29 protein-coding genes and 1 other annotated feature are annotated in these 25,151 nt (G+C 47.5%); of the genes, 19 read left to right on the forward strand and 10 right to left on the reverse strand.

Annotated features, from left to right (window positions below; translation table 11 throughout):
- Positions 1–84: 84 nt before the first annotated feature.
- The 5 genes from P7M01_RS08690 to yczE form a co-directional block, all read right to left on the reverse strand.
- Positions 85–744, reverse strand: coding sequence for a LysE family translocator (locus P7M01_RS08690; RefSeq protein WP_317482233.1), 660 nt, complete (start codon positions 742–744; stop codon positions 85–87).
- An 83-nt stretch (positions 745–827) separates the two neighbouring features.
- A complete protein-coding gene (gene hisG, locus P7M01_RS08695) occupies positions 828–1,730 on the reverse strand; it encodes an ATP phosphoribosyltransferase (protein ID WP_202936136.1) in 903 nt (300 codons plus the stop codon).
- Between the two features lie 33 nt (positions 1,731–1,763).
- Positions 1,764–1,895, reverse strand: a sequence feature (His leader region).
- A 72-nt stretch (positions 1,896–1,967) separates the two neighbouring features.
- Positions 1,968–2,756, reverse strand: a complete 789-nt coding sequence (locus P7M01_RS08700) for a class I SAM-dependent methyltransferase (RefSeq protein ID WP_317483306.1) — start codon at positions 2,754–2,756, stop codon at positions 1,968–1,970.
- Positions 2,757–2,769: 13 nt separating this feature from the next.
- Positions 2,770–4,023, reverse strand: a complete 1,254-nt coding sequence (locus P7M01_RS08705) for an aromatic amino acid transporter (protein WP_317483295.1) — start codon at positions 4,021–4,023, stop codon at positions 2,770–2,772.
- Between the two features lie 192 nt (positions 4,024–4,215).
- Positions 4,216–4,854, reverse strand: a complete 639-nt coding sequence (gene yczE, locus P7M01_RS08710) for a membrane protein YczE (protein WP_317483296.1) — start codon at positions 4,852–4,854, stop codon at positions 4,216–4,218.
- A gap of 139 nt (positions 4,855–4,993) precedes the next feature.
- Here yczE and P7M01_RS08715 point away from each other — a divergent pair, with 139 nt between their 5' ends.
- The 12 genes from P7M01_RS08715 to P7M01_RS08770 all read left to right on the forward strand — a co-directional run bounded on the left by P7M01_RS08715 (position 4,994) and on the right by P7M01_RS08770 (position 15,422).
- Positions 4,994–6,259, forward strand: coding sequence for a NupC/NupG family nucleoside CNT transporter (locus tag P7M01_RS08715; protein WP_317480735.1), 1,266 nt, complete (start codon positions 4,994–4,996; stop codon positions 6,257–6,259).
- A 149-nt stretch (positions 6,260–6,408) separates the two neighbouring features.
- Entirely contained in the window at positions 6,409–7,596 is a 1,188-nt protein-coding gene (locus tag P7M01_RS08720) for a phosphopentomutase (protein WP_317480734.1), read from the forward strand.
- A 54-nt stretch (positions 7,597–7,650) separates the two neighbouring features.
- A complete protein-coding gene (gene deoD / locus P7M01_RS08725) occupies positions 7,651–8,367 on the forward strand; it encodes a purine-nucleoside phosphorylase (protein WP_202936142.1) in 717 nt (238 codons plus the stop codon).
- A 202-nt stretch (positions 8,368–8,569) separates the two neighbouring features.
- The gene (djlA, locus tag P7M01_RS08730; RefSeq protein WP_202936143.1) at positions 8,570–9,454 is read left to right on the forward strand and encodes a co-chaperone DjlA; all 885 of its coding nucleotides are present in this window, start codon (positions 8,570–8,572) and stop codon (positions 9,452–9,454) included.
- Between the two features lie 11 nt (positions 9,455–9,465).
- Complete coding sequence (locus P7M01_RS08735) at positions 9,466–10,068, forward strand: DUF2238 domain-containing protein (protein WP_394853439.1); 603 nt, start codon at positions 9,466–9,468, stop codon at positions 10,066–10,068.
- Positions 10,068–11,015: a tRNA dihydrouridine(16) synthase DusC gene (gene dusC / locus P7M01_RS08740; RefSeq protein ID WP_317483297.1), complete on the forward strand. Its 948-nt coding sequence runs from the start codon at positions 10,068–10,070 to the stop codon at positions 11,013–11,015. The genes P7M01_RS08735 and dusC overlap by 1 nt, the downstream gene beginning before the upstream one ends.
- A gap of 141 nt (positions 11,016–11,156) precedes the next feature.
- Positions 11,157–11,891, forward strand: a complete 735-nt coding sequence (gene artP, locus P7M01_RS08745; protein ID WP_317476936.1) for an arginine ABC transporter ATP-binding protein ArtP — start codon at positions 11,157–11,159, stop codon at positions 11,889–11,891.
- Between the two features lie 8 nt (positions 11,892–11,899).
- Positions 11,900–12,622, forward strand: a complete 723-nt coding sequence (locus P7M01_RS08750; protein ID WP_317480732.1) for a lysine/arginine/ornithine ABC transporter substrate-binding protein — start codon at positions 11,900–11,902, stop codon at positions 12,620–12,622.
- 3 nt (positions 12,623–12,625) lie between these two features.
- Positions 12,626–13,297 carry an arginine ABC transporter permease ArtQ gene (gene artQ / locus P7M01_RS08755; protein WP_202936147.1) on the forward strand — a complete coding sequence of 224 codons (672 nt, stop codon included), beginning with the start codon at positions 12,626–12,628 and terminating at the stop codon, positions 13,295–13,297.
- Positions 13,297–13,983: an arginine ABC transporter permease ArtM gene (artM, locus tag P7M01_RS08760; protein WP_317483298.1), complete on the forward strand. Its 687-nt coding sequence runs from the start codon at positions 13,297–13,299 to the stop codon at positions 13,981–13,983. The genes artQ and artM overlap by 1 nt, the downstream gene beginning before the upstream one ends.
- A gap of 222 nt (positions 13,984–14,205) precedes the next feature.
- Positions 14,206–14,856 carry an HAD family hydrolase gene (locus P7M01_RS08765; protein WP_202936149.1) on the forward strand — a complete coding sequence of 217 codons (651 nt, stop codon included), beginning with the start codon at positions 14,206–14,208 and terminating at the stop codon, positions 14,854–14,856.
- Between the two features lie 107 nt (positions 14,857–14,963).
- Entirely contained in the window at positions 14,964–15,422 is a 459-nt protein-coding gene (locus tag P7M01_RS08770; protein ID WP_317476931.1) for a surface-adhesin E family protein, read from the forward strand.
- A gap of 60 nt (positions 15,423–15,482) precedes the next feature.
- Here the strand turns inward: P7M01_RS08770 and ampD are convergent, their stop codons facing one another.
- On the reverse strand, positions 15,483–16,040 hold the full coding sequence (ampD, locus tag P7M01_RS08775) for a 1,6-anhydro-N-acetylmuramyl-L-alanine amidase AmpD (protein WP_317475646.1): 558 nt from the start codon (positions 16,038–16,040) through the stop codon (positions 15,483–15,485).
- Positions 16,041–16,154: 114 nt separating this feature from the next.
- Between ampD and ppdD the strand changes: the two genes are divergently transcribed.
- The 7 genes from ppdD to P7M01_RS08810 are packed head-to-tail and all read left to right on the forward strand — an operon-like array spanning position 16,155 to position 21,079.
- Complete coding sequence (gene ppdD / locus P7M01_RS08780; protein WP_202936152.1) at positions 16,155–16,610, forward strand: prepilin peptidase-dependent pilin; 456 nt, start codon at positions 16,155–16,157, stop codon at positions 16,608–16,610.
- Positions 16,611–16,620: 10 nt separating this feature from the next.
- Positions 16,621–18,063 (forward strand): GspE/PulE family protein, encoded by a 1,443-nt coding sequence (locus P7M01_RS08785; RefSeq protein ID WP_317483087.1) that lies wholly within the window; start codon positions 16,621–16,623, stop codon positions 18,061–18,063.
- A complete protein-coding gene (locus P7M01_RS08790; RefSeq protein ID WP_317483088.1) occupies positions 18,053–19,264 on the forward strand; it encodes a type II secretion system F family protein in 1,212 nt (403 codons plus the stop codon). Before P7M01_RS08785 ends, P7M01_RS08790 begins: the two co-directional genes overlap by 11 nt.
- On the forward strand, positions 19,261–19,953 hold the full coding sequence (locus P7M01_RS08795; protein WP_317483089.1) for a prepilin peptidase: 693 nt from the start codon (positions 19,261–19,263) through the stop codon (positions 19,951–19,953). Before P7M01_RS08790 ends, P7M01_RS08795 begins: the two co-directional genes overlap by 4 nt.
- A 30-nt stretch (positions 19,954–19,983) precedes the next feature.
- Positions 19,984–20,616, forward strand: a complete 633-nt coding sequence (gene coaE, locus P7M01_RS08800) for a dephospho-CoA kinase (protein ID WP_317483090.1) — start codon at positions 19,984–19,986, stop codon at positions 20,614–20,616.
- Positions 20,597–20,803, forward strand: coding sequence for a DNA gyrase inhibitor YacG (gene yacG, locus P7M01_RS08805; protein ID WP_317475741.1), 207 nt, complete (start codon positions 20,597–20,599; stop codon positions 20,801–20,803). Before coaE ends, yacG begins: the two co-directional genes overlap by 20 nt.
- A 9-nt stretch (positions 20,804–20,812) precedes the next feature.
- Complete coding sequence (locus P7M01_RS08810; protein WP_317475651.1) at positions 20,813–21,079, forward strand: GNAT family N-acetyltransferase; 267 nt, start codon at positions 20,813–20,815, stop codon at positions 21,077–21,079.
- A 50-nt stretch (positions 21,080–21,129) separates the two neighbouring features.
- Here the strand turns inward: P7M01_RS08810 and mnmA are convergent, their stop codons facing one another.
- The 4 genes from mnmA to nqrF form a co-directional block, all read right to left on the reverse strand.
- Positions 21,130–22,299 (reverse strand): tRNA 2-thiouridine(34) synthase MnmA, encoded by a 1,170-nt coding sequence (mnmA, locus tag P7M01_RS08815; protein ID WP_317476923.1) that lies wholly within the window; start codon positions 22,297–22,299, stop codon positions 21,130–21,132.
- 87 nt (positions 22,300–22,386) lie between these two features.
- Positions 22,387–22,632, reverse strand: coding sequence for a (Na+)-NQR maturation NqrM (nqrM, locus tag P7M01_RS08820; protein WP_202936160.1), 246 nt, complete (start codon positions 22,630–22,632; stop codon positions 22,387–22,389).
- Positions 22,633–22,640: 8 nt separating this feature from the next.
- The gene (locus tag P7M01_RS08825; protein ID WP_317486339.1) at positions 22,641–23,690 is read right to left on the reverse strand and encodes an FAD:protein FMN transferase; all 1,050 of its coding nucleotides are present in this window, start codon (positions 23,688–23,690) and stop codon (positions 22,641–22,643) included.
- Positions 23,691–23,914: 224 nt separating this feature from the next.
- Complete coding sequence (gene nqrF, locus P7M01_RS08830; RefSeq protein ID WP_202936162.1) at positions 23,915–25,144, reverse strand: NADH:ubiquinone reductase (Na(+)-transporting) subunit F; 1,230 nt, start codon at positions 25,142–25,144, stop codon at positions 23,915–23,917.
- Between the last annotated feature and the right edge of the window lie 7 nt (positions 25,145–25,151).

Raw genomic sequence — 25,151 nt, forward strand, 5'->3', positions numbered from 1 at the left:
GAATGGCATATTTTCCCGCTCGCTTTTTAGAATTGATCGTTTTTCAAATAAATTTCAAAAAATTATTAAAAATCCGACCGCACTTTACGCGATTTCCTTCGCCGCCGTTTGTAGCAATTTGTAACCCACAAAGCCAAGTAGCAAACCTGCGATCTTATCGATATAAAAAGCAATTTTACTGAAAGTTTGACGTACGCGTTTTTGGGAAAGAACGAAAATAATCATCGTATCCCATACAAATACCAGTAATGTCATCCATATACCCAATCCGACCGATAACATCATTCCCGATTCGGGCGTGAGTACCACGGAGAACAGGCTCAAATAAAAGATGATGTTTTTCGGGTTGGATAAGCCTGACCCCATTCCTAACCAAAACTCCTTCCAAAAAGAAGGTGCATTTTGCAGGCGGCTTTCATCTTGATTTTGAATTAAAAAAGCGTAGTCATGTCGGCGTGCTTTGAGTGCGTGGTAGGCAATGTAGAGTAAAAAGCAACCGCCGATAATTTTAAGCGTAACCATCAACCATAAGGAATGAGCGATAGCCGAGCCGACACCGATAACGCAGAGTACGATATAAATACCATTAGCAAGTGCAATGCCAAGAGAGACTCCGACAGCACGACGACGCGTATTACGTAACGCGCTGCGCACTACCATCAAAAAATCAGGACCCGGACTGATTAATGCGAGAAAATGTGCTATCACTACCGTGGAAATAATCGGAAATAAATCTGAAAACATATTTCACCTCTCTGATTATATTGATAAAAATAACATAAAATCCGACCGAACTTTTCCTTTTTGCAAAGCAAAAATGAGAGATTTCACGCTAACATTTTCTCAATCGGCAATACCAGCACCGAACTGGCGCCCATTTCTTTCAGTTGCTCCATGGTTTCCCAGAATAATGTTTCCTGGCTGACCACATGCATTGCCACTTTGCTGTCGTCGTGGGCGAGCGGGAGAATGGTCGGATTCTCTACGCCTGGTAAAAGTGCGGTGATTTCTTCGAGTTTTTCTTTCGGCGCGTGCAGCATAATGTATTTGGATTCGGCTGCCTGTTGCACGCCCTGAATGCGGGTGAGAAGTTTATCCACAAGTTGTTGTTTATCGCCGTCCAGCGGTTCGGCACGTTGAATCAGACAGGCTTTGGATTGGTAAATCACTTCCACTTCTTTTAAGCCGTTGGCTTCCAGTGTGGCGCCGGAGGAAACCAAATCACAGATTGCGTGCGCAATGCCCGCGCTGGGCGCAACTTCGACCGAGCCGTTAAGCAGAATACTTTTAAACGGCACGCCTTGTTCTTTCATATAGCGTTTCAGCAAATTCGGGTAAGATGTGGCAATCAGAGCGTTATTAAAATCCTGCACGCCGTGATAGGGTTGGTCGCGATCAATGGCCAGTGACAAACGGCAGCCGCCGAAATCCAGGGTGCGCAGTTTTTTGTATTCCACTTTTTCGCCGCCGGCAATGCGTCCGAGTTCTTCCTCTTCCAACACGTTTTCGCCGATAATGCCGAGATCCACCACGCCGTCGAATACCAATCCCGGAATATCGTCATCACGCACGCGCAGAATTTCAATCGGCAGATTCTCCGAATAGGCAATCAGCCGCTGCTCGTTCCAGGTAATTTTCACACCGCATTGTTTGAGCAGTTCGTTACAGTCTTTGCTTAAACGTCCTTTTTTCTGCAACGCGATACGTAAACGGTTATTGCTGTTTGTCATATTGTTTTCCTTTTTGTCTTAATTTTGGGGTAAAAAAAAAATCTCTCGAAAGTAGAAAATCACTTCCGAGAGATTGAAAATTGAGGAACTCACACTTGCTCGGAAGTTTTCTTCCGAACACCACATTATGCCCGAAAGAATGTTCAGGAAGAATGATGGTGATGATGCAAAGTGTTGTTAAAGTTCATAATCAATCCTATGTTAGGTTCGTAGCCATTAAAATACGGAAAAAATTTTCTACTTGCAAGCGGTTTTCTTAAATTTTTTAAAATCTGAAACGTTTTTTCTCGCTTTTACAAAAAGCAGCACGGGGCGATGTTGCAGATCCTTAAATTCCGCCTGCCATTCCGGACGGTCGGCAAGCATGGGTTCCTGCACGTTTTCGATAACAAATCCCGCTTTAATCAGATTATTCATAATAGTCGCCGTGGTGCGATGATAAGTTTTAAACGGCTGTTTAAACCAACTTCGGTTGCGTTCGCCTTCATCGCGATAAAAATTCAAACGGTACGCCAGCTGTTCTTTTTGTGCATTTTTCTCCCAGCGTTCACCGCCTTTGTAAGCGGTCACAATGGGATGTTCCTGCGAAAAAATCAACGTTCCCTGCGGTTTCAGCTTCGCCGCGACGGTATTGAGCAATCCCGGGAAATCCTGCACGTAATGGAAGGCAAAAGAACTGGTTATTAGGTCAAATTCGGATTCCGCCAATTGTGACAAACATTCCATCGGCGCCCGATATAACGCAAAGTGCGGTCGAAAATCCGCAAGTTTTTTTTCCGCTTGCCGCAGCATGGCGGCGGATAAATCCACGCCCGCTACGAAACCGGCGCCGCGCTCCAGATATAAACGTAAATGTTCACCGCTGCCGCAGCCTAAATCCAGTAATTTTTTCCCCGTTAAATCAGGCAGTAAAGACAACATGGTCGGCTTTTCCACAATGTTGTTCAGACTGACGGGATTCGCCCGTAACTTTTGATACGACTCAAAAAAGTTTTCCGTATCGTAAACGGATTGCCGTTCTGCCATCATCGCCCGCTCATTAACCTTTAAACACCGGCAACCAGCCGAATTGCGCCGCCAGTTGCGACAAAATATTCAACAGACCGAAGAAAATGACGAAATAAACCATCAGATTACCGCCGAAAACGGTGTATTGGCGCTGCGGAAATTTCGTGCGGCTGGCTTTGGCGAGCAGCGCCGGCACGATGGCCGCCCAAATCGTCGCAGCCAACCCCGCATAACCGATGGCAATCACAAATCCGTAAGGAAATTTCAAACTGAGCAGCAACGGCGGCAGAAATGTTACCAACGCGGTTTTGGTTCGGCCCGCGCGGCTATCGTCAAACCCGCACAAATCGGCAATATAATCGAATAACCCTAAAGTTACGCCCAAAAACGAGCTGGCAATCGCCATGTAAGCAAAGAAATTTAACGCAACGCCGATATAATCCGTCCGAATGTATCGCCCCAACACATTCAATAACGCCGCAATATCGCCGCCTTTCTCGATAACCGGCGCGAATTCGGCGCGCGGTAAATTGCCCTGAATCGCCAACTGCCACAGCACATAAATCAGCAATGCAAGAAAGGTGCCGATAAATACGGATTTCGCCACTTTTCCCGCATTTCGGTCGTAATATTTGACCAGGCTCGGAACATTCTGATGAAAGCCGAAAGACACTAAACACACGGGCAACGCCACAAATGCGTAAGACACATAGTGCGGATCCGAACGAACCGCGGAATCAAACAGTAATTCGCCGTGAGAAGACGCGACCAGCCCCGATACCGACAGGAAAAAAGAAATCACCATGCCCGCAATCAATACCGTACTGAAACGATCCACCGCCTTGGTGGAAAACCACACGAACGCCGCTAATACAAAGGTGAAAACCAACGCGCCGGCGGTTCGTCCGATTTCCACCGGGTTCTGTTCGGTGCTCAGCAGTTGATTGGCCATTTCTTCCGTAATTCCGCCGCCGGAAGTGATATAGGCGTAAGTCAGAATATACAACACGAATGCCAGCGATAAGCCGTTCAGCACGTTCCAACCGTTGCCCAGCAAGTCTTTCACAATCGTATCGAAACTGGCGCCGGTGGGATAATGCAAATTGGCTTCCAACAACATTAAGCCCGAAGACATCATGCAAAACCAAGTATAAATCAGAATTAACAGCGAGCCCGTAAACCAAACGCCCGCAGTTGAAATCGGATTAGCCAGCATTCCAGCGCCAATGGTGCCGCCCGCAATAATCATTATGCCGCCCAGTAAAGGAGGTTGTTTGTTTGTCATAAAATTGTTCCGTGAAATAAATTTTGCACTATTATAGTAGTACAAAAAAGACAAAACAAGTTAAAAGTGCGGTCAAAAAAAGCAACGTTTTTTGAACCTTGGCTTTGCCAACGGTGGCGAAGCCATAAGTAATCGCACCGGCGATTACGCATAAAATTTGAATTGTTTTTTAGAAAGACGGAATACGCCGAATCAACGGGGAAAACGCGCCACCTGCGCCAGAGTGAATTGCACAGTCCAACCGATGGACAAGGCAAAAATCAACGTGCCGACGCCCACGGTTCCGCCCAGGCAGAAACCAAGAAAACAAACCGTGACTTCAATACAGGTGCGAACGATTCCCACTTTCCAGTGAAATCGCTGGCAAAGCCCGACCATCAGCCCGTCGCGTGGGCCGGCGCCTTGATGACAAGTCAGATAAATGGCGGAACCGACACCGAAACAGAAAATGCCGAACAAGACATAGGCAAAACGGCTCCAAAGTGAAACGGGAAGGGGCGCGGTTTTCACCGTAACGCCCAAAAAAATTGCGATAACCACAATATTCAGAATGGTGCCGAGCCCCATATGCAGTTTCAGCGGAAACCAGAACAGCATGACGATAACGCTGATAAAAAAAGACGCCCAGCCGACGCTGATACCGCATTGTAATGAAATGCCTTGAGACAGAATGGTCCAGGGGGCGGATCCCAAATCCGACAGAAGTAGCAAGCCTTCGCCGATTCCCACAATGGTGAGCGACATGCACAACATCGCCAACGAGCGCCATTCCAACGACCAAAGCGACATGGCGGTCCAAGGGGTTTGCGGCAAGACTTTGAATTTCGACATAAAAACCTGTTAACAATGAATTCCGCCTAATAATAAAGAAAGTGCGGTCAAAATTAAACAAAAATCTGGTGATAACTTATAGCTAAATCGCCTAAAAAACGCTAAAATTCAACAGTTTTATCATCTTGGGAGACTCATAATGTCTGCACTAATCAGCCTCTTAGGCATGGTCGTACTGCTTGCCATCGCCTTCCTGCTTTCCAATAATCGCAAAGCCATTAATTACCGCACGGTACTCGGCGCACTCGCCATTCAAGTGCTGTTCGGCGCGTTAATTCTTTATGTTCCGGTCGGCCGCCATGCATTGCAATGGGTGTCGGACGGCGTACAGAGCGTCATAAATTACGGCTTTGAAGGCGTGAAATTCGTATTCGGCGGTCTTGCCGGCGACAAGATCTTTGAAGTGCTGGGCGGCGACGGCTTTATTTTTGCCGTGCGCGTATTACCGAATATTATTTTCTTCTCCGCGTTAATTTCAGTGCTCTACTATATCGGTATTATGCAATGGGTTATCAAAATTATCGGCGGCGCATTGAAGAAATTGCTCGGGACCTCAAAATCCGAGTCCATGTCTGCGGCGGCGAATATTTTCGTCGGTCAAACCGAAGCGCCGCTTATCGTTAAGCCTTACATCAGCAAAATGACGCAATCGGAATTATTTGCCGTTATGTGCGGCGGTTTAGCCTCCATCGCCGGTTCCGTTCTGGCCGGTTATGCGGGCATGGGCGTGCCGTTGACTTACTTAATCGCCGCGTCATTTATGGCGGCGCCGGCAGGATTGTTGTTCGCTAAAATTCTCTATCCGCAAACCGAACAATTCGATGACGATATGACCCACGTGGAATTGGAAAAACCGTCCAACATTTTAGATGCCGCCGCCGGCGGAGCTTCGTCCGGTATGCAGTTGGCCTTAAATGTCGGCGCCATGTTAATCGCTTTCGTAGCCTTGATCGCCTTAATTAACGGAATTCTCGGCGGTGTCGGCGGTTGGTTCGATATGCCGGAATTATCTTTAGGTATGATTTTCGGTTGGGTGTTCAAGCCATTGGCATGGATTATCGGCGTACCTTGGGAAGAAGCCAATATTGCCGGACAAATGATCGGTACCAAACTGGCAATCAACGAATTTGTGGGATACATGGAATTTGCCAAATATCTCAACCCGGAAAGTGCGGTACAATTAGGCGATAAAACCAAAGCCATCATCACATTCGCATTATGCGGTTTTGCCAACTTTAGCTCTATCGCCATTCTTATCGGCGGCTTGGGCGGGATGGCGCCAAACCGTCGCGGAGACATCGCACGGTTGGGAATTAAAGCGGTCATCGCCGGTTCGCTCGCCAACTTAATGAGCGCCACCATCGCTGGCTTATTTATCGGTTTAAGCGGTGTCGCATTAGCGTGATTCCTGCTATACTAAATAAAAGCCGTCGCGCTTAACGGAACACATACAAAACCACAGTTTGGCTGTGGTTTTGTCACATTAGGACCAAGCTAAACGATTGCTTTGTTCGAAATATACAGTTTTCGGGATTGAATATAAGGAGAAAAACCATGAAACGCGTACTGATTATGATGCTGGATTCATTTGGTATCGGCGGCGCAGAAGATGCGGAAAAATTCGGCGATAAAGGTTCAAATACGCTGGGACACATTGCGGAACGGCAAGCATCGTTGAATCTGCCGCACCTGGAAAGCCTCGGTTTAGGGCTGGCGGCGAAAGAATCCTGCGGCGAATTACCAAAACATTTCAAAAATCAACCGCACTTAATCGGCGGTTACGCCTTTGCCCGCGAAATTTCATCGGGTAAAGACACCACCTCGGGACATTGGGAAATCGCCGGTGTACCCGTATTGTTCGATTGGGGCTTATTTCCCGACAAACAAAACAGCTTCCCGAAACCGTTGCTTGATCGCATCGTCGCCAAATCCGGCATTAAAGGCTATCTCGGAAATTGTCATTCTTCCGGCACCGTGATTTTAGATCAACTGGGCGAAGAACATATGAAAACCGGCTTACCGATTTTTTACACTTCCGCCGACTCGGTTTTCCAAATTGCCGCCCACGAAGAAACCTTCGGACTGAATAATTTATACGAACTGTGCGAAATTGTGCGCGCCGAACTGGAAGGCTATAATATCGGACGGGTTATCGCGCGTCCGTTTATCGGCAACAAAGCGGGAGAATTCAAACGCACCGGTAACCGCCGCGACTATTCCGTCGAACCGCCGGCAAAAACCGTACTGCAAAAATTGATCGAAGAAAAAGACGGCACGGTGGTTTCCGTGGGCAAAATCGCCGACATTTACGCTCACACCGGCATCAGCAAAACGGTTAAAGCCACAGGATTGGAAGAGTTGTTCGACAAAACGTTGGAAGAAGTGAAAAGTGCGGGTGATAATACGATAGTTTTTACTAACTTCGTGAATTTCGATGCGGATTTCGGCCATCGCCGCGACGTGGCGGGTTACGCCAAGGGTTTGGAATATTTCGACTGTCGTCTGCCCGAATTACTGCAACTGATGCAAACTGACGACTTGCTGATTATCACCGCCGATCACGGTTGCGACCCGACCTGGACGGGTTCCGACCACACCCGCGAACACATTCCGGTGTTGATGTACGGCACTCAGGTTCCAACCAAATTCTTAGGCGGACGGGATACCTTCGCCGACATCGGTCAAACTATCGCCAAGTATTTGGCACTTTCACCGATGGAATACGGCACGCCGATTATTTAACCGACGTATTTAAGCTTGTTACGGCAAGCGATTCAAATAAATTAAGGAAATTTTATGACTCCACACATTAACGCACCGGCCGGCGCCTTCGCCGATGTCGTATTAATGCCCGGCGATCCGCTGCGGGCCAAATATATCGCGGAAACCTTTTTAGAAAACGCCGAACTCGTCACCGACGTACGCAATATGTTGGGTTACACCGGCAGTTATAAAGGACGTCGCGTTTCCGTTATGGGGCACGGCATGGGCATTCCGTCCTGTTCCATTTACAGCAAAGAACTCATCACCGAATACGGTGTGAAAAAAATCATCCGCGTCGGTTCATGCGGCGCAGTCCGTCACGACGTTCACGTCCGGGACGTCGTTATCGGCCTGGGCGCCTGTACCGACAGCAAAGTCAATCGCATCCGCTTCAAAGACAACGACTTTGCCGCCATCGCCGATTTCGACATGGCGCAGGCGGCGGTTTTAGCGGCGAAAAATAAGGGAATCAACGTACGCGTCGGCAATTTGTTCTCCGCCGATTTATTCTATACGCCCGATGTGGAAATGTTCGACGTAATGGAAAAATACGGCGTTCTCGGCGTGGAAATGGAAGCCGCCGGCATTTACGGCGTCGCGGCGGAATTCGGCGCCAAAGCGCTCACCATCTGTACCGTATCGGATCACATCCGAACCGGCGAACAAACCAGCCCGGAAGAGCGTCAGCTCACTTTTAACGAGATGATCGAAATCGCGCTGGAATCCGTTTTATTGGGTGACAACGATTAATTTTCAACCAAAGTGCGGGCAAAAATTTCAACATTTTTTATGTCCGATACGGTTTGGATATGATGTAAAAATTCCACCGTTTCCGACCAAAAATAAAGAAAAATTTGTCAATTTTTGACCGCACTTGCTTGAACTTCCCCTTTTTCAACCTTATCTAATCCGCTAAACTAACAAAAATTTTCCGAATGAACTGGAGTATTAAATGAATTTTATCGGCAAAGTGATCGGTTTTTTCCTGGGCTATCGCTACGGCGGGCTGTTCGGCGGAATTGCGGGCGCCATTTTAGGCCATTTGGCGGACAAAAAACTTTACGAACTCGGCAGTGTGAATTCGTCCTTTTTTGACAAAAAACTGACGCGTCAATCTCTGTTTATGCAGACAACGTTTGCCGTGCTGGGCAATCTGAGTAAAGCAAAAGGCCGCGTGACGGAAAACGACATTGCGCTGGCAAACAATCTGATGCAACAACTTAATTTGGATGAAGCGAACCGCAAACTCGCACAGGACGCCTTCACCCGCGGAAAAGAAACGGATTTTCCGTTGCGTCAGATTATTCGCGAATTCCGAATCGGTTGCGGCCAGCGCGCCGATTTATTACGCATGTTTTTAAGCGTGCAAGTGCAGGCGGCCTTTGCAGACGATCATTTACACGATAACGAATTGGCGATTTTACGCACTATTGCCGAAGAACTGGGTTTATCCGCATTCCAGTTTGAGCAAATGATCGCGATGGAAATGGCGCGTCGTCAGTTTTCCAACGGCGGTTTTTACGAACAGGCTTACCAACAATATCAGCAATATCAACAAGGCTATTCGCAAAGCGGCTATCAGCAATCGGGTTCTCAAAGCGGTTATCGTCCTCATTCCGGCCCAACGATCCACGATGCTTACAAAGTGCTCGGCGTTTCCGAAAACGACAATCAACAAGCGGTTAAACGCGCCTATCGCCGTTTAATGAACGAAAATCATCCGGATAAACTGGTTTCTAAAGGTTTGCCGCCGGAAATGATGGAAATGGCGAAAGAGAAAGCGCAGCAGATTCAGGCGGCTTACGACTTGATTTGCAAAGCGAAAGGCTGGAAATGATGGGCGGAACGATGCGCCGGCTGCCCGTCATTTTGGCGATTTTTTTGACCGCACTTTCCGTTTGGTCGGGGATTTCCCCTTTTTCGCGAGCGGTCTGGTATGCGGAAGTCACGCCGGTTTTTATCGTGTTTGGCGCGCTGCTCATTACCTATCCCCGCTTTCAGTTCAGCAATACCGCCTATTTTTGTATGTCCTTATGGTTAACTCTGCATTTAATCGGCGCACACTACACATTCGAGCACGTACCGTTTCAATGGGGAAACCGTCTGCTTGCCGGTTGGTTGGACGAGGGGCGAAATCATTTTGACCGCGTCGCTCATTATGCTATCGGCTTTTATAGCTTTCCCATGGCGGAATTTCTATTGCGCCGTCATTTAACCGGCCCTGTGATTGCTGGATTCTTCAGTCTGTTTTTCATTATGTCCGTGGCTGCCGGTTATGAACTTATCGAATGGCAATATGCCGTTATCGCCGGCGGTGAAGAAGGCGCGGCATTTTTAGGTTCTCAGGGAGATATCTGGGATGCGCAAAAAGATATTTTTGCCGACACCTTGGGCGCAGTTACGGCTCTGGTTCTGTTCTATTTAATCCATTCTCGGAAAAGTTTTTCATAATGCGTGTTATTCTGGCGCCGATGCAAGGCGTGCTGGACCCTTTAGTACGACAGCTTCTTACCGAAGTAAACGACTACGATCTGTGTATTTCCGAATTCGTTCGCGTGGTGGATCAACTTTTACCGGAAAAATTGTTTTACCGACTTTGTCCCGAACTGCAAAACCGGGGAAAAACACCATCCGGTACGCCGGTTCGCGTGCAACTGCTCGGGCAATTTCCCCAATGGCTGGCGGAAAATGCCTATCGCGCTATTGAACTGGGTTCTCATGGAATTGATTTCAACTGCGGCTGCCCGTCAAAAACCGTCAACGGCAGTAACGGCGGCGCCAGTTTATTGAAAGATCCCGAATTAATTTACCGCGCCACGCAAGCCATCCGCCAAGCCGTTCCGAAAGGACAGACGGTCAGCGTCAAAGTGCGGTTGGGTTGGGACGATATTTCCCAGGCATTTGAAATTGCCGATGCCGTACAACAGGGCGGCGCCGATGAAATCGCCATTCACGGACGCACCAAAACCGACGGTTATCGCGCCGATCGCATTAATTGGCGACAAATCGGCGAAGTGCGCTCAACATTGCGGATTCCCGTCATCGCCAACGGTGAAATCCGGTGTTGGGAAGACGCTGTAAAATGCCGACAAATAACAGGTTGCGAAGATTTAATGGTAGGACGCGGCGCGCTGAATATTCCTAATTTAAGCCGGGTGATAAAATTTAATGCGCCGAAGATAGCATGGCGCGATATTATTCCCATTCTGCAAAAATATGCACAAATGGAAAATATTCACGACACCGGTTTTTACCACGTGGCACGAATCAAACAATGGCTGCATTATCTGAACAAAGAATACGAACAAGCCCATGTTCTGTTTGAACGCATCAAAACCTGCCATGATGCCGACGATCTGCGTATTCGTCTCACTCGTCAGGGCAAGTTAACCGACTAGGCATTTATCCGAATTTCACTTTTATGTACCGTTAAAAAAACCGGCGATAATTTTTATTAACGCCCCCTTTATATTGCATATTTATGCAGAAAATATTAATATTATTGCAGTTTTACAAAAGGATAGAGAACAAATCACACAATGGCTCTTAGCGTTAAAAACTTGAACTTTTTTTATGGCTCAAACCAGGCCTTATTTGACATTAATTTAACGGCGGAGGCGGGCGACATCCTGGTTCTGCTCGGCCCGAGCGGCGCAGGGAAAAGCACCCTGATTCGCACCTTGAATTTACTGGAAGTACCAAAATCCGGGCTGTTGGACATCGCCAACAGCCGCTTTGATTTATCAGAAAATACCGATCCGAAAAAAATCCGCGAACTGCGTCAAAACGTAGGTATGGTTTTTCAACAATACAATTTATGGCCGCACTTCACCGTGATGGAAAACCTGATCGAAGCACCGATGAAGATTCTGGGACTGGATGAAAACGGCGCAAAAACGCAAGCATTGGAATTATTAACCCGCTTACGCTTGAAAGAACATGCGGAACGTTTCCCGTTACAACTTTCAGGCGGTCAACAGCAACGGGTCGCCATTGCCCGCGCCTTAATGATGAAACCGCAGGTTTTATTGTTTGACGAACCGACCGCCGCACTGGATCCGGAAATTACGGCGCAAATCGTGTCCATTATTCAGGAATTACAGCAAACGGGCATTATTCAGGTGATCGTAACTCATGAAGTCAGCGTTGCCCGCAAGGTGGCGACAAAAGTCATCTACATGGAACAGGGCCGCATTATCGAAAGCGGCGACGCCGATTGTTTCGAACAACCTAAAACCGAGCAGTTTAAACAGTATTTATCTCATTCAGAATAGGACTTATTATGAAAAAATTAGTTATAGCCGCTTTATTGGCCAGCACAACATTCGCAACTCAAGCGCGGGAAATCCGCTTCGCAATGGAACCAAGCTATCCGCCGTTCGAATTAACCAATGAAAAAAATGAAATTATCGGTTTTGACGTGGATCTTGCCAACGCTATTTGTAAAGAAATTCAGGCTAGCTGCACGTTCTCCAGTCAAGCCTTTGACGGCTTAATACAGGCGGTAAAACAAAAACGCATCGACGCCGCCATCTCCGCCATGGATATCACCGAAGCGCGCGCAAAACAAGTTTTATTCACCGACCCGTATTATGATAGTTCCGCCAGTTTTATCGCCGTAAAAGGTAAAGCGGATTTAAACAGCGCAAAAAATATCGGTGTGCAAAACGGCACGACATTCCAGCAATATGTAGTGGCTGAAGCCAAACAATATGCACCGAAATCCTACGCTTCTTTACAGGATGCGATTCTGGACTTAAAAAACGGACGTATCGACATTATCTTCGGTGACACCGCCGTGTTGGCGGATATGCTTTCCAAAGAGAAAGATCTGACGTTCGTCGGCGATAAAGTAACCAACAAAAAATATTTCGGTAACGGATTGGGCATTGCCGTAAATAAATCCGATAAAGAACTTGCCGCCGACTTGAATAAAGGACTGGCTGCCGTAAAAGCAAACGGCGAATACCAAAAAATCTACGACAAATGGATGACGGCTAAATAAGCAATGTTCTTTGATTTTCTTCCTTTAATGTATTCCGCCGCGCTAATGACGTTAGCGCTGGCGGTTTCGTCGTTAATTGTCGGACTGATCCTAGCGATGATCTTCGTGATGCTGGAAACCAACAAATTTGTGTGTATCCGCAAACCGGTTTCTATCGCCATCACGTTATTGCGCGGTTTACCTGAAATTATTGTGGTATTGCTGATCTATTTCGGTTCCACCGAAGTAGTGGAAAAACTCACCGGCGAATATGTGGAATTCAGCGCTTTCGGTTGCGGCGTTACCGCGTTGTCCTTAATTTTTGCCGCCTACGCTTCGCAATCTTTACGCGGCGCCATTCAAGCCATTTCCCTCGGACAGTGGGAAAGCGGGGCGGCGCTGGGGCTAAGCCGTCGCTACACGTTCATGCACATTATTCTGCCGCAAATGTGGCGCCACGCCTTGCCGGGATTAAGTAACCAATGGCTGGTTTTGCTAAAAGATACCGCTCTGGTGTCGTTGATTGGCGTGAATGACATCATGCGTCAAACCGAATTGATCAATACCAATACCCATCAACCGTTCACCTGGTACAGTTTTGCCGCCTTAATTTATTTGGTCATCACCTTGGTCAGCCAGGTTTTTATCCGTCGCTTGGAACAACGTTTTACCCGCTTTGAACGAGGGGGAAAATAATGGCTTACGATTACTTTAAAATTATCGCCCAAGGCATTCCGACCAGCCTGATTTTAACCGCAGTGGCGTTGCTCATCGCGTTCTTTCTGGCGTTACTTTGCACGTTCCTGCTGTCAATGAACAACAAAATCGCCAAAAGTGCGGTCAAAATTTTCATTACTTTATTCACCGGCACTCCGTTATTGGTGCAGTTTTTCCTGATTTACGCCGGACCGGGCCAATTCCAATGGATTGTTGACAGCCCCATGTGGTCGCTGTTATCCAACGCCTGGTTTTGCGCTATGCTGGCATTGGCGCTCAACAGCGCGGCATATTCCACTCAACTGTTCCACGGCGCCGTCAAAGCCATTCCGAAAGGACAATGGGAAAGTTGTGCCGCCTTAGGATTAAACCGCCTGCAAACCCTGAAAATTCTGATTCCTTACGCCTTAAAACGCGCCTTGCCTTCATACAGCAACGAAATCATTCTGGTGTTTAAAGGCACCTCGCTGGCCTCCACCATCACGATTCTGGACATTATGGGCTATGCCCGCCAGCTTTACGGCACCGAATACGACGCTTTAACCATTTACGGCATTGCCGGCGCGATTTATCTGGTGATTACCGGCATCGCCACATTGTTACTGCGTAAATTGGAAAAACGCGTACTCGCTTTTGAACGCCTGGAAGTGGAAAACGCCGCTTAATCAAAGCCGTTCGGTCAAACGAACGGCTTTCCCGCTGAAATAAGCCGGGATCCGCAAATTTTTCACGTGCAATCCCTAAAAAGTGCGGTCACAAAAAGCAACGCTTTTTGAACGTTGGCTTTGCCAACGGTGAAGCCATAAGTAATCGCATCTGCGATTACGCATAAAAAAACGAACGTTTTTCTGAACCCTATTTTCCGCAGCCCAAACAAAGGATTTTTTATGACAATTAAGTACGTAATTTTTGATATGGACGGTGTGTTAGTCGACAGCGAACCGCTCTGGGCGGAATCGCAAATCGAAACGCTGGCCCAATACGGCGCCGTCATTACCGAACCCGATTGCGAAAAATATACCCGCGGTTTGCGGGTGGACGAACTTGCCGTCGTCTGGATAAAGAAATTTCATTTAAATATCGAACCGACGCTGTTACGCGACGAAATCGTAGACCTCGTTTGCCGGAAAATCGCGGAAAAAGCCGTGCCGATGGACGGAATCTATCCATTACTCGACTTTTTAAAAACGAAAAAAATTCCGACCGCACTTGCCACTTCATCCAACCGGAAAGTGATTAAAACCGTTTTTGATAAGCTGAAATTATGGGATTACTTCCCGATTCAATGCTCCGCCGCCGAAGAAGAACTGGCAAAACCTCATCCTGCCGTCTATCTTTCCGCGATCAAAGCCCTTGGCGCAACGCCTGCGGATTGCCTGATTATCGAAGACAGCGTCACCGGTTTAATTGCAGCCAAAGCGGCAAACGTACGCACCTTTATCGTCAATCCTAAATTTGCCGATGAACGCTTCGCCATTGCCGACGAACGCTTACCAAGCCTGCACGAGGTGCTGAACATTTTACGACAGGAATTATAAATAAGCGGCGAATCACCGTTCGCGCCGAATTAAAGGTTTATCCCGGGCGTAAATTGTGCCAAAATAAGATCGACCTCGAACTGATGTGATGGTTTAAGGAGCCTATTATGAAAAAATTCATTCCTGTCATTCTTGCAATCTTATTATCGGCATGTACGTCGGTTGAACAAACCAAACGTCCGCCGGTAGCGCTTTCGCCGCCGGAAGAAACAGCGCCCGAATTCTTCAGAATGTCTCCCGCCCTCCATTACTATGTAGATATGAGTTCCATTTTGGCTGAGCCCGAACAAAAACATATTGTGCATTTTGATACGGTAATCAACCTGCACAAAGGCGGCTACCTTTTTCCTGATCCGACGGTTTTCGTCCGTTCGATTCGGCAATCCAAAGTGTTGAACTGCCAAAATCATCAGCTGAAACAGTTAAAAACTAATTATTACAGCGAATTCTGGGGCGCCGGACAACATACTCCCGCTAAAAAACAACGGGAATACATTATAAAACTCCGTCCGGGCTCATCACTTTATACTTTAAGCGAAGTGATTTGCGTCAACGTTATGCGTTAATTGACGAAAATCAACGAAAGTGCGGTGAAAAATCTTCATGATTTTCACCGCACTTTTTTCTTATAACCCGCTAAAATATCGCTTCCAATCAAAATACCGACCAGGATCGATTTTGCGCCCGGGAGAAATGTCGCAATGCCCCACAATACGATTTTGACGAATCAACGGATAACAACGCTGAATTTCCCGGGTTAATGAAATTAACGCCGCATATTGCGCGGCGGTAAACGGTTGTTCGTTACTGCCTTCCAGCTCAATACCGATGGCAAAATCATTGCATTTTTCGCGTCCTTCAAAGCAGGACAAACCCGCATGCCAGGCCCGGTCGTTAAAATTGACATATTGCGTCACGCGCCCGTTTCGTTCAATCAGACAATGAGCAGAAACGCGAACCCGATAGATTTCTTCAAAATAAGGATGACGGCTCGGATCCAGCTTGCCCTGGAAAAAATCGTCAATAAAGCCGCCGCCGAATTGTTCGGGCGGCAAGCTGATGTAATGAATCACCAACAACGAAATATCCTGCGGATCCGGGCGGGCGTCGAAATGCGGCGACGGAATTTTTCGGCTGTTTTCCAGCCAGCCGTCAGCGATTTTAAAAACGGTCTTTTGTGTCATAACGCGTGATTTTTGCGATCCTGATTCCAAAACAAGGACAACTATTTTGACAGGATTTTAGCTTTATTTCAAAGTGCCGTTATCCGATTCCAACCACTTAAAAGGAAAAACATCATGAAAATCGCCCGCACTTTTCATCGCGCTTCGCTTTCCGTTTCCGTTCAAAAAGGGTTTACCTTAATCGAATTGATGATTGTGATTGCGATTGTCGCGATTTTAGCCACCATCGCTATTCCGTCCTATCAAAATTACACCAAAAAAGCCGCCGTTTCGGAACTGTTACAGGCATCGGCGCCCTATCGCTCCGAAGTGGAGCTGTGCATATACAACACCGGCGAAACCAAAAACTGTACGGCGGGCTCAAACGGCATTCAGGCCGACAATACCGGTTTCGGCAAATATGTGGCAAGCGTGAAAGTCTCGGGCGGCGTCATCAGCGTAACGGGCAAAGGCAGTTTAAGCGACACCAGTTACACATTAACCGCCGCCGGAGACGCCGCTAAAGGCGTCACCTGGACTACCGCCTGCAAACCGAACGCCGGCGTTTTTCCGCCAGGGTTTTGCAATTAAGGAAACTCACATGTCAGGCGACATCAAAATCGTCACCACAAGTGCGGGAGAAACCATAGAAATTTCGCCCCATTTGTGGGCGAAAAATCAGGAACAACAAGCCCTGCTCGTGCGTTTTCTTGCATTACCTTTGCGGGAAGACGACAGCATGCTTTGGCTCGGTTTAGACAGTTTAAGCAATTTATCCGCTTGCGAAACCTTTGCATTTTTAACGGGCAAAATCATTGAACCGGTGTTATTGACCAATCAGGAGTTAAAACATTGGCTGCAGGCGTTATCGCCGCAACCCCTGCAAGTGGAAGAAAATCCGGTTTTTTATATAGAGGATGTTACCGCCGTTGAACAAAAACCGGATGATACCGTAATTCAACTGCTGGATCAGATTTTTGAAAACGCCCTTCATCAACAGGCTTCGGATATCCACTTGGAACCGCGTACGGATTGTTTACAAGTGCGTTTCCGCATTGACGGCGTGCTGCAAAATCAAACGCCGATTTCGTCGGTATTCGCTAATCGCGTGATTTCCCGCCTGAAACTGTTGGCTAAACTGGACATCAGTGAAATGCGCCTGCCGCAGGACGGGCGATTCCATTTTAAAACCACCTTTTCCGACGTGCTTGATTTGCGGCTTTCCACTCTTCCCACCAATCTGGGCGAAAAAGCCGTACTGCGGGTACAACAAAATAAACCCGTCACTCTGGCGTTTTCCGATTTGGGAATGAATGACAATCAACAGCGTATCTTCCGACATGCTCTCAGCCAGCCGCAAGGGCTTATTCTGGTAACCGGTCCCACCGGCAGCGGAAAAAGTATTACGCTTTACACCGCACTTTCCTCGCTGAATTGCGTCGAAAAACATATTATGACGGCGGAAGATCCTATAGAAATAGAACTGGAAGGAATCATTCAGACCCAAATCAACCCGTCCGTCGGCCTGGATTTCAGCCGCCTGCTGCGTACTTTTCTGCGTCAGGATCCCGATATCATCATGCTGGGCGAAATCCGTGACGAAGAAAGCGCCGCCATGGCGTTGCGCGCCGCCCAAACCGGTCATCTGGTGCTTTCCACTCTGCACACCAATGACGCTCCGTCGGCGATTTCCCGTTTACGCCAACTCGGTATCCGGCAACATGAAATCGACGGCAGCCTGTTACTGGTTATCGCACAACGGCTGGTTAGAAAATGCTGTCCGAAATGCGTGGGAAAGCCGTCGAAAAATTATCCTGACACAGAAAAGTGCGGGCAAAAATCCGTTAGTTTTTGCGATTGTCATCAAGGTTATAAAGGTCGTGTAGGAATTTATCAGTTATTACAACCCGATTTTCGTGACAATCAAGCGCAATATCGGCTGGATTTTCCCGATCTTTATCAGGCGGGACTGGAAAAAATCAAGGCAGGAATCAGCGATATTGCCGAAATCCAGCGGGTGCTGGGAGTTAAAGATGAAGCTTAATATGTATCGCTGGCAAGCGACGAATCGTTTCGGGCAAAAACAACGGGGCGTGCTGGTGGCGGAAGATGAAAACCAAGCCAAACGAATTCTGTTCTCACGTCAGTTGCAAAACATCAGATTACAACGGAACTGGCAATTTTCCTACGCGCCGAAAAACGCAGAAATCTGCGACTTGCTGCAACAACTCGCCACTTTACTGGAAGCCTCGGTTACCCTCAAAAACAGCCTGCAAATTCTGCTGTCCAACTGCACGAACATTCCGTTATACCAATGGCTGCAGCACTTATTAAGCGATCTGGAAAGCGGACTGGCGTTTTCCCAGGCGTTAAACCGGCAACCCAAATTTCTCACGCATCAGGAACGTCAGCTTATCCGGGTAAGCGAAATGACCGGGCAGCTGGCGAAAGTTTGCCGGCAGATTGCGTTGTCCAAACAGCAAAGCCTGGCATTGCAGAGAAAAATCCAGAAAATTCTGCTTTATCCCATGATGATTCTGACTATTTCACTTATTTTGACCGCACTTCTGTTGATTTTTATTGTGCCGCAATTTGCCGAAATGTACGGCGGAGAAACAACGCAATTGCCATTATTCACCCGGATTTTGCTGTACCTTTCACAAGGTCTGCAGCAATATTTTATGCCGTTTTTCGTCCTGTTAACGGCAATCGCTTTTTTTCTTAAACGCCGACTTCAACATTCGTTGCGGTTGAATCGACAGAAAAATAAGCTGATTGCCGCCACGCCGGTATTAGGGCAAATTGTGGCACTTTCCCGCTTGATTCGTTTTTGTCGCAGTTTGCATTTAATGTTGCACGCCGGCGTACCGCTCAATCAGGCGTTGCAATCATTTCTGCCGACGGACAAACCCAACGCCGCGATTCGTCACGATGTCGCGTTGACTCAAGAAGTGCAATACATCCTGCAAGGCATTCAAAGAGGTTTTACGTTTTCCGCCTGCGTAGGAGTTACGCTGTTTCCCATGCAGGCCCAACAAATGATTCAAGTAGGCGAACAGGCGGGCAAACTGCCTCTTATGCTGCAACATATCGCGGACAATTATCAGCGGCAGCTGGATCATAAAATCGATTTGTTATCGCAAATGCTGGAACCGTTGTTAATGCTGATTATCGGCGGCATTATCGGTTTGATTATGTTGGGAATGTATTTACCGATTTTTAATATGGGATCGCTTATCCAATGATCATCGCATTTTTTCTGGCGGGCGGGTTGTGCGGCATAGCCGTCCGTTATTACTGCCGCCATTTCGCTTTTTGGGTTATGCATGAAATTCATGCGTCCTACTGCGAAATGTTTTCCCAGGAAATAGCTTGCGACGCTCATCAGGCGGCGCTTAAGCCGTTAAAGTGCGGTCATTTTTTGTGGTATTTTTTCTTTGGCGGAACGCTATTTACGCTCTGTTTTCTTTGCTTGGGCGAAGCGTCCGTCAGTTTCTATTTTGCTTGCTTAAGCGCATTACTTTATCTCATCGCTAAAATCGATTGGCACTATCGCTTGATTCCGCCCGATTTATGTCAGTTAGTCGGCGCATTCGGCATTGGCGGTAGCATCTTTCATCTGCAACCTCAATCGCTCGAAAATGCGATCCAAAGCCTGTTTATCGGATTTGGCGTATTTTGGGCTGTTTTTCATCTCGCCCGGTTTATCTACCGACAAGAAGCTTTCGGACGCGGCGATTATTGGTTAATCGGTGCGCTTTCCGTTTTTTTGCCCTGGCAACAACTGGCGCCGTTTATTTTTATTGCCTGCGTTTGCGCGTTGATTTTTGTGGTCATCATGCAGGCTCGCGGCAAGAAGATAACCGTGATTCCGTTCGCGCCGTTTCTGATTATCGGCGGCGTGTCGACATTTATATGGAATGTGCTAGGATAAGCACATGGCTTTACATCACGGGAAAACGCTATGACTTACGTCGTGGGATTAACCGGCGGCATCGGCAGCGGGAAATCCACCATTGCTAATTTATTCGCCGAACTTAACGTACCGATTATCGACGCGGATGTTGTCGCACGCCAAATAGTAAAAAAAGGTTCGCCTTTGTTAGCCCGAATCGTCGATCATTTCGGTCCCGCCGTGTTAACCCCGGAAGGCGAGCTTAACCGTCCTTTTCTGCGTCGCCTGATATTTCAGAACGACGCGGAGAAAAACTGGCTGAATCAACTGCTACATCCGGCAATCCGCGAAGAAATGAACGCACAACTGAATGCGCAAACCGCACCTTATACCTTGTTTGTGGTGCCGCTGTTAATTGAAAATAAGCTCACCGAACTGTGCGATCGCATTCTGGTGATCGACGTTCAACCTGAAACCCAGTTAACCCGCGCCAGCCGACGGGATCACAGCCAACGTGCGCTGATTCGGAAAATTATGGATTCGCAGGTAAGTCGGGAAACCCGTTTAAGCTTTGCCGACGATGTCATCAATAATGACGGCGAACTGGCCGACCATCACCACGAACTGCGTCAAAACGTGTTAAAATTACACCGCACTTATTTGGATTTAGCGGAGAGAAAAAATCATGAACGACACCTTTAGCGTCGCATGCCCGATTTGTAAAAAACCGGTAATTTGGTCGCCCCAAAGCCCTTATCGACCGTTTTGCAGCAAACGCTGCCAGCTAATCGATTTGGGCGAATGGGCGGACGAGGAGAAAGCCATTCCGTGCGAAACGGCGGATTTCGCCGTAAATCCGGAATTTTCCGACGAATGGACCGCACGATAGGAATAAATCATGAAAATTCATCACCAAAACAATGAGCATGACGGCGAGTTTTTTGTGCTCAATGACAACGGCGAAAAAGTTGCCGAACTCACCTATTTTTACGAGGACGAGAAAACCGTTAACGCTCATCATACTTATGTGTCCGACAGTCTGCGCGGTCAAGGTGTGGCGGATAAACTTTATCAGGCATTAATCGCGTTTATCACAGAGAATGCGCTGAATTTGCATCCCACTTGCAGCTATATAGCGCGCAAATGGGAACGGGATAATCGTTAGACAAAAAAGTGCGGGCAAAAAACATTGTATTTTTTGCCCGCACTTTTACCTCATTTAATCGGCATTTCAATCACACCGCCGCCCAGGCATTCTTCTCCTTGATAAAAGACCGCCGATTGCCCCGGCGTCACCGCGATTTGCGGCGCGTCAAAACGCACTTCCGCCGTATCCTCATCCACCGGCACCACAACGCAAGGAATATCCGTCTGACGATAACGGGTTTTCACCGTGCAACGTAATGTTTCCCGCAGCGGCTGTTCCGACACCCAGGTCAACTGTTTGGCGATCAGCCCGGATGATTGCAAGGCGGAATTATCATGCCCTTGCGCAACCACTAACACATTGTTTTTCAAATCTTTTTCCACCACGTACCAGGCATTTTCATCTTTGCCTTTAATGCCGCCAATGCCTAAACCTTTACGTTGTCCCAGCGTGTGATACATCAAACCCTGGTGACGGCCGATTACCTCGCCTTCGGTGGTTTTAATCTCACCCGGTTGCGCCGGTAAAAAACGGGCCAAAAAATCCTTGAATTTACGTTCGCCGATAAAACAAATACCGGTGGAATCTTTTTTCTTCGCCGTAATCAAGCCCAATTCTTCCGCAATAGCGCGCACCACTGGTTTTTCAACCTCGCCCACCGGGAAAAGGCTTTGCCCCACTTGCTTTTTGGTTAACGCATGCAAAAAATAGCTTTGATCCTTATTGTTATCTAGGCCGCGCAGAAGACGAGCGTCGTCATCCGGACCGGCACGACGCACATAATGTCCGGTGGCGATATAGTTCGCGCCGAGATCTTCCGCCGCATATTCCAGAAACGCTTTAAATTTGATTTCCTTGTTACACAGAATATCGGGATTCGGCGTGCGACCCGCTTTGTATTCGTTGAGAAAATGTTCAAAAACATTATCCCAATACTCCGCGGCAAAATTAATTTTATGTAAGTGAATACCCAGTTTGTCGCAAACCGCCTGCGCATCGGCTAAATCCGCCGCCGCCGTGCAGTAATCCGAATCATCGTCTTCTTCCCAGTTTTTCATAAACAGGCCTTCCACCCGATAGCCCTGTTGCTGCAGAATAAAAGCGGAAACCGAAGAATCGACGCCGCCGGACATGCCGACGATCACCTTGATTTTGCCGTTTTCGGCAAGTTGTTCCGATGTAAGTTTCGGAAAATGTCGGTCGTAAGTTTTTGAGCCGAGTATTGTTGAGTTAGTCATATTTCTCCCGTAACTTCGGTTAAGGCGAAGCACATTTGGTTTATATGTTGATAAAGAATAACGCGTAAGCCTTACGGTTACGCTTGATTATTTTACTTCGTAGAATTGCGGTTTTTTATTGAATCGGTCTAATGCCGACGCGTCCGCTTCACCTTTGGCCACTTTGTCTTTTAAGTTATCGCAGGGCTCTTCGCAATCGCACATTTTTTTCATGCCGAGAGCCGTAATACCGCCGCAGCTGCCTTTAATGGATTTTTTATTAAGAATATAACCGACGGACATGCCGAAAATAACCAGAATAAAAATTCCGAATGTCGCTAAAAATACTGGCATAGTTGTTCCTATTTTTCCTGTTCCGCCAAAAGTGCGGTAAATTTTGATGACATTTTTGTTTCAAAACCCTTATCGGTTTTGATGATGAGATATACGGCAAGATTATGCTGTTCCGCCACCCGTAACGCTTCTTCTTCGCCAAGCACAAACAGGCCAGTAGACAAACCGTCCGCAGTCATTGAACTCGGATGCAGCACCGTAATGGAGGCCAGATGGTGCTGAATCGGATAACCCGTTTTCGGATCGATTTCATGGGAAAAACGTTTGCCCTGATCTTCAAAATAAATGCGGTAATTACCCGACGTCGCCATGGCTAAATCCTGCAGACCAATCACCTGCTCCACCGAACGGGAACCGTCGAAATTCGGTTTTTCAATCGCGATTTGCCAGTATTTACCTTCGATATTTTTGCCTTTGGCACGAATTTCACCGCCGATTTCCACCATATAATTCCGTACCCCGAATTGCTCAAGGACGTCTGCCGCCTGATCCACGCCGAAACCTTTGGCGATGGAAGAAAGATCGATATAAAGTTGCGGCACGGTTTTTTCAAGCGTGAATCCGCCCGATGTTTGGTTCAGCTTCAATTTATCCGCCCCTACCCATTGTTGGCGTTCCGCCAATTGTTGCGCCGAAGGTTGGCGTTCGGGGCGTTTTTCCGGACCGAATCCCCATAAATTCACAACCGGACCGACAGTCACATCCAGTGCGCCTTCGGTAATCCGATTCAAACGCAAGGCTTCCTGCAACACCGTCCCGAACTCCGCGGAAATCGGCACCGGCGTATTGATTTCCCGCGATTGATTGAAACGGCTTAATTCCGAATTCGGATCATAAGTAGACATTTTGGCATTCACATCTTTCAGAATTTCTTCAATCCGCGCATGCACTTGTTCCGCATTTTGGCTCAGACTGCCGTCATCAATATATTTGATGTGATAAGTGGTGCCCATGGTTTTGCCCACAAGCGAAATAATTTCAGGATCTTTTCCGCAACCGCTTAATGTCGTTAACACAAAAAGTGCGGTCAAAAAAAACGATGTTTTTTTCACGCGGATTTTTCTGTCTTTATCCCCAATAAACAACCGCTTAATTGCAGTCCGTAAAATTAAAATCATTCGGTTCATATTTTTGCCAGAGCGTCTCGCAACGCCCGATTTCCGGTTAGCTTTCGGGCGCATTCGATACGCCCCGATAAATCATTTTCACGAATAAGCGTAAACGGTCAAATTCACAAAACCTTTGCAAATTTGACCGCACTTTTAATTGACGCAGATTAAAATCAACCGCCGAAATCATCTAACAGGATATTTTCATGCTCGACGCCTAAATCTTCCAGCATTTTGATTACCGCCGCATTCATGACCGGAGGTCCGCACATGTAGTATTCGCAGTCTTCCGGCGCTTCATGATTTTTCAGATAGTTTTCATAAAGCACATTGTGAATAAAGCCGGTGTAACCGTCCCAATTATCTTCCGGAAGCGGATCGGAAAGCGCAACGTGCCATGTAAAGTTCGGATTTTCAGCTTGCAGCTGATCGAAATCGTCCACATAGAACATTTCACGTTTGGAACGCGCACCGTACCAGAATGAAATTTTGCGTTTGCTGTGCAAGCGTTTTAATTGGTCGAAAATATGCGAACGCATTGGCGCCATACCCGCACCGCCGCCGATAAACACCATTTCTGCGTCGGTATCTTTCGCAAAGAATTCACCGAACGGACCGGAAATCGTCACTTTATCACCCGGTTTTAATGACCAAATATATGAAGACATTTGACCCGGCGGCACGTCCGGATTACGCGGAGGCGGCGTTGCAATACGCACGTTCAGCATAATAATGCCTTTTTCTTCCGGATATGAAGCCATGGAGTAAGCGCGAACGATATGTTCGTCGACTTTCGACACATAACGCCACAGGTTATATTTATCCCAGTCTTCATGATATTCTTCCGGAATATCGAAGTCTTTATAGTTAACCACATGCGGTTCGGCTTCGATTTGAATATAACCGCCCGCGCGGAACGGCACTTCTTCGCCTTCGGGAATGGCAAGTTTAAGTTCTTTAATGAACGTCGCCTTATTATCGTTGGAAATAACGGTACATTCCCATTTTTTCACGCCGAAGACTTCTTCCGGCAATTCCACGTCCATTGAAGATTTTACGTTCACCTGACAAGACAAACGCCAGCCTTCTTTCGCTTCTTTCTTCGAAATATGCGATAGCTCGGTCGGTAAAATTTCACCGCCGCCCGATTTCACTTTTACGCGACATTGACCGCAAGAACCGCCGCCGCCGCAAGCGGATGACACGAAGATCCCTTTGCTCGCCAATGCGCCGAGCAATTTGCCGCCGGCCGGTAACGTAATGGCTTTTGACGGGTCATCATTAATGGAAATGGTGATGTCGCCGGAATCCACTAATTTGGATTTAGCGATCAAAATCACCACCGCAAGCACCAATACAATGGCAGTAAACGCACCAATACCGAAAATAAAATTACTATCCACGAGATGC

It is taken from the genome of Exercitatus varius, from assembly GCF_029577735.1.
GTDB lineage: Bacteria > Pseudomonadota > Gammaproteobacteria > Enterobacterales > Pasteurellaceae > Exercitatus > Exercitatus varius.

Coding starts and splice junctions, on each gene's coding strand:
- P7M01_RS08690 (WP_317482233.1), bottom strand. CDS start 744: ATGTTTTCAGATTTATTTCCGATTATTTCCACGGTAGTGATAGCACAT.
- hisG (WP_202936136.1), bottom strand. CDS start 1,730: ATGACAAACAGCAATAACCGTTTACGTATCGCGTTGCAGAAAAAAGGA.
- P7M01_RS08700 (WP_317483306.1), bottom strand. CDS start 2,756: ATGGCAGAACGGCAATCCGTTTACGATACGGAAAACTTTTTTGAGTCG.
- P7M01_RS08705 (WP_317483295.1), bottom strand. CDS start 4,023: ATGACAAACAAACAACCTCCTTTACTGGGCGGCATAATGATTATTGCG.
- yczE (WP_317483296.1), bottom strand. CDS start 4,854: ATGTCGAAATTCAAAGTCTTGCCGCAAACCCCTTGGACCGCCATGTCG.
- P7M01_RS08715 (WP_317480735.1), top strand. CDS start 4,994: ATGTCTGCACTAATCAGCCTCTTAGGCATGGTCGTACTGCTTGCCATC.
- P7M01_RS08720 (WP_317480734.1), top strand. CDS start 6,409: ATGAAACGCGTACTGATTATGATGCTGGATTCATTTGGTATCGGCGGC.
- deoD (WP_202936142.1), top strand. CDS start 7,651: ATGACTCCACACATTAACGCACCGGCCGGCGCCTTCGCCGATGTCGTA.
- djlA (WP_202936143.1), top strand. CDS start 8,570: ATGAATTTTATCGGCAAAGTGATCGGTTTTTTCCTGGGCTATCGCTAC.
- P7M01_RS08735 (WP_394853439.1), top strand. CDS start 9,466: ATGCGCCGGCTGCCCGTCATTTTGGCGATTTTTTTGACCGCACTTTCC.
- dusC (WP_317483297.1), top strand. CDS start 10,068: ATGCGTGTTATTCTGGCGCCGATGCAAGGCGTGCTGGACCCTTTAGTA.
- artP (WP_317476936.1), top strand. CDS start 11,157: ATGGCTCTTAGCGTTAAAAACTTGAACTTTTTTTATGGCTCAAACCAG.
- P7M01_RS08750 (WP_317480732.1), top strand. CDS start 11,900: ATGAAAAAATTAGTTATAGCCGCTTTATTGGCCAGCACAACATTCGCA.
- artQ (WP_202936147.1), top strand. CDS start 12,626: ATGTTCTTTGATTTTCTTCCTTTAATGTATTCCGCCGCGCTAATGACG.
- artM (WP_317483298.1), top strand. CDS start 13,297: ATGGCTTACGATTACTTTAAAATTATCGCCCAAGGCATTCCGACCAGC.
- P7M01_RS08765 (WP_202936149.1), top strand. CDS start 14,206: ATGACAATTAAGTACGTAATTTTTGATATGGACGGTGTGTTAGTCGAC.
- P7M01_RS08770 (WP_317476931.1), top strand. CDS start 14,964: ATGAAAAAATTCATTCCTGTCATTCTTGCAATCTTATTATCGGCATGT.
- ampD (WP_317475646.1), bottom strand. CDS start 16,040: ATGACACAAAAGACCGTTTTTAAAATCGCTGACGGCTGGCTGGAAAAC.
- ppdD (WP_202936152.1), top strand. CDS start 16,155: ATGAAAATCGCCCGCACTTTTCATCGCGCTTCGCTTTCCGTTTCCGTT.
- P7M01_RS08785 (WP_317483087.1), top strand. CDS start 16,621: ATGTCAGGCGACATCAAAATCGTCACCACAAGTGCGGGAGAAACCATA.
- P7M01_RS08790 (WP_317483088.1), top strand. CDS start 18,053: ATGAAGCTTAATATGTATCGCTGGCAAGCGACGAATCGTTTCGGGCAA.
- P7M01_RS08795 (WP_317483089.1), top strand. CDS start 19,261: ATGATCATCGCATTTTTTCTGGCGGGCGGGTTGTGCGGCATAGCCGTC.
- coaE (WP_317483090.1), top strand. CDS start 19,984: ATGACTTACGTCGTGGGATTAACCGGCGGCATCGGCAGCGGGAAATCC.
- P7M01_RS08810 (WP_317475651.1), top strand. CDS start 20,813: ATGAAAATTCATCACCAAAACAATGAGCATGACGGCGAGTTTTTTGTG.
- mnmA (WP_317476923.1), bottom strand. CDS start 22,299: ATGACTAACTCAACAATACTCGGCTCAAAAACTTACGACCGACATTTT.
- nqrM (WP_202936160.1), bottom strand. CDS start 22,632: ATGCCAGTATTTTTAGCGACATTCGGAATTTTTATTCTGGTTATTTTC.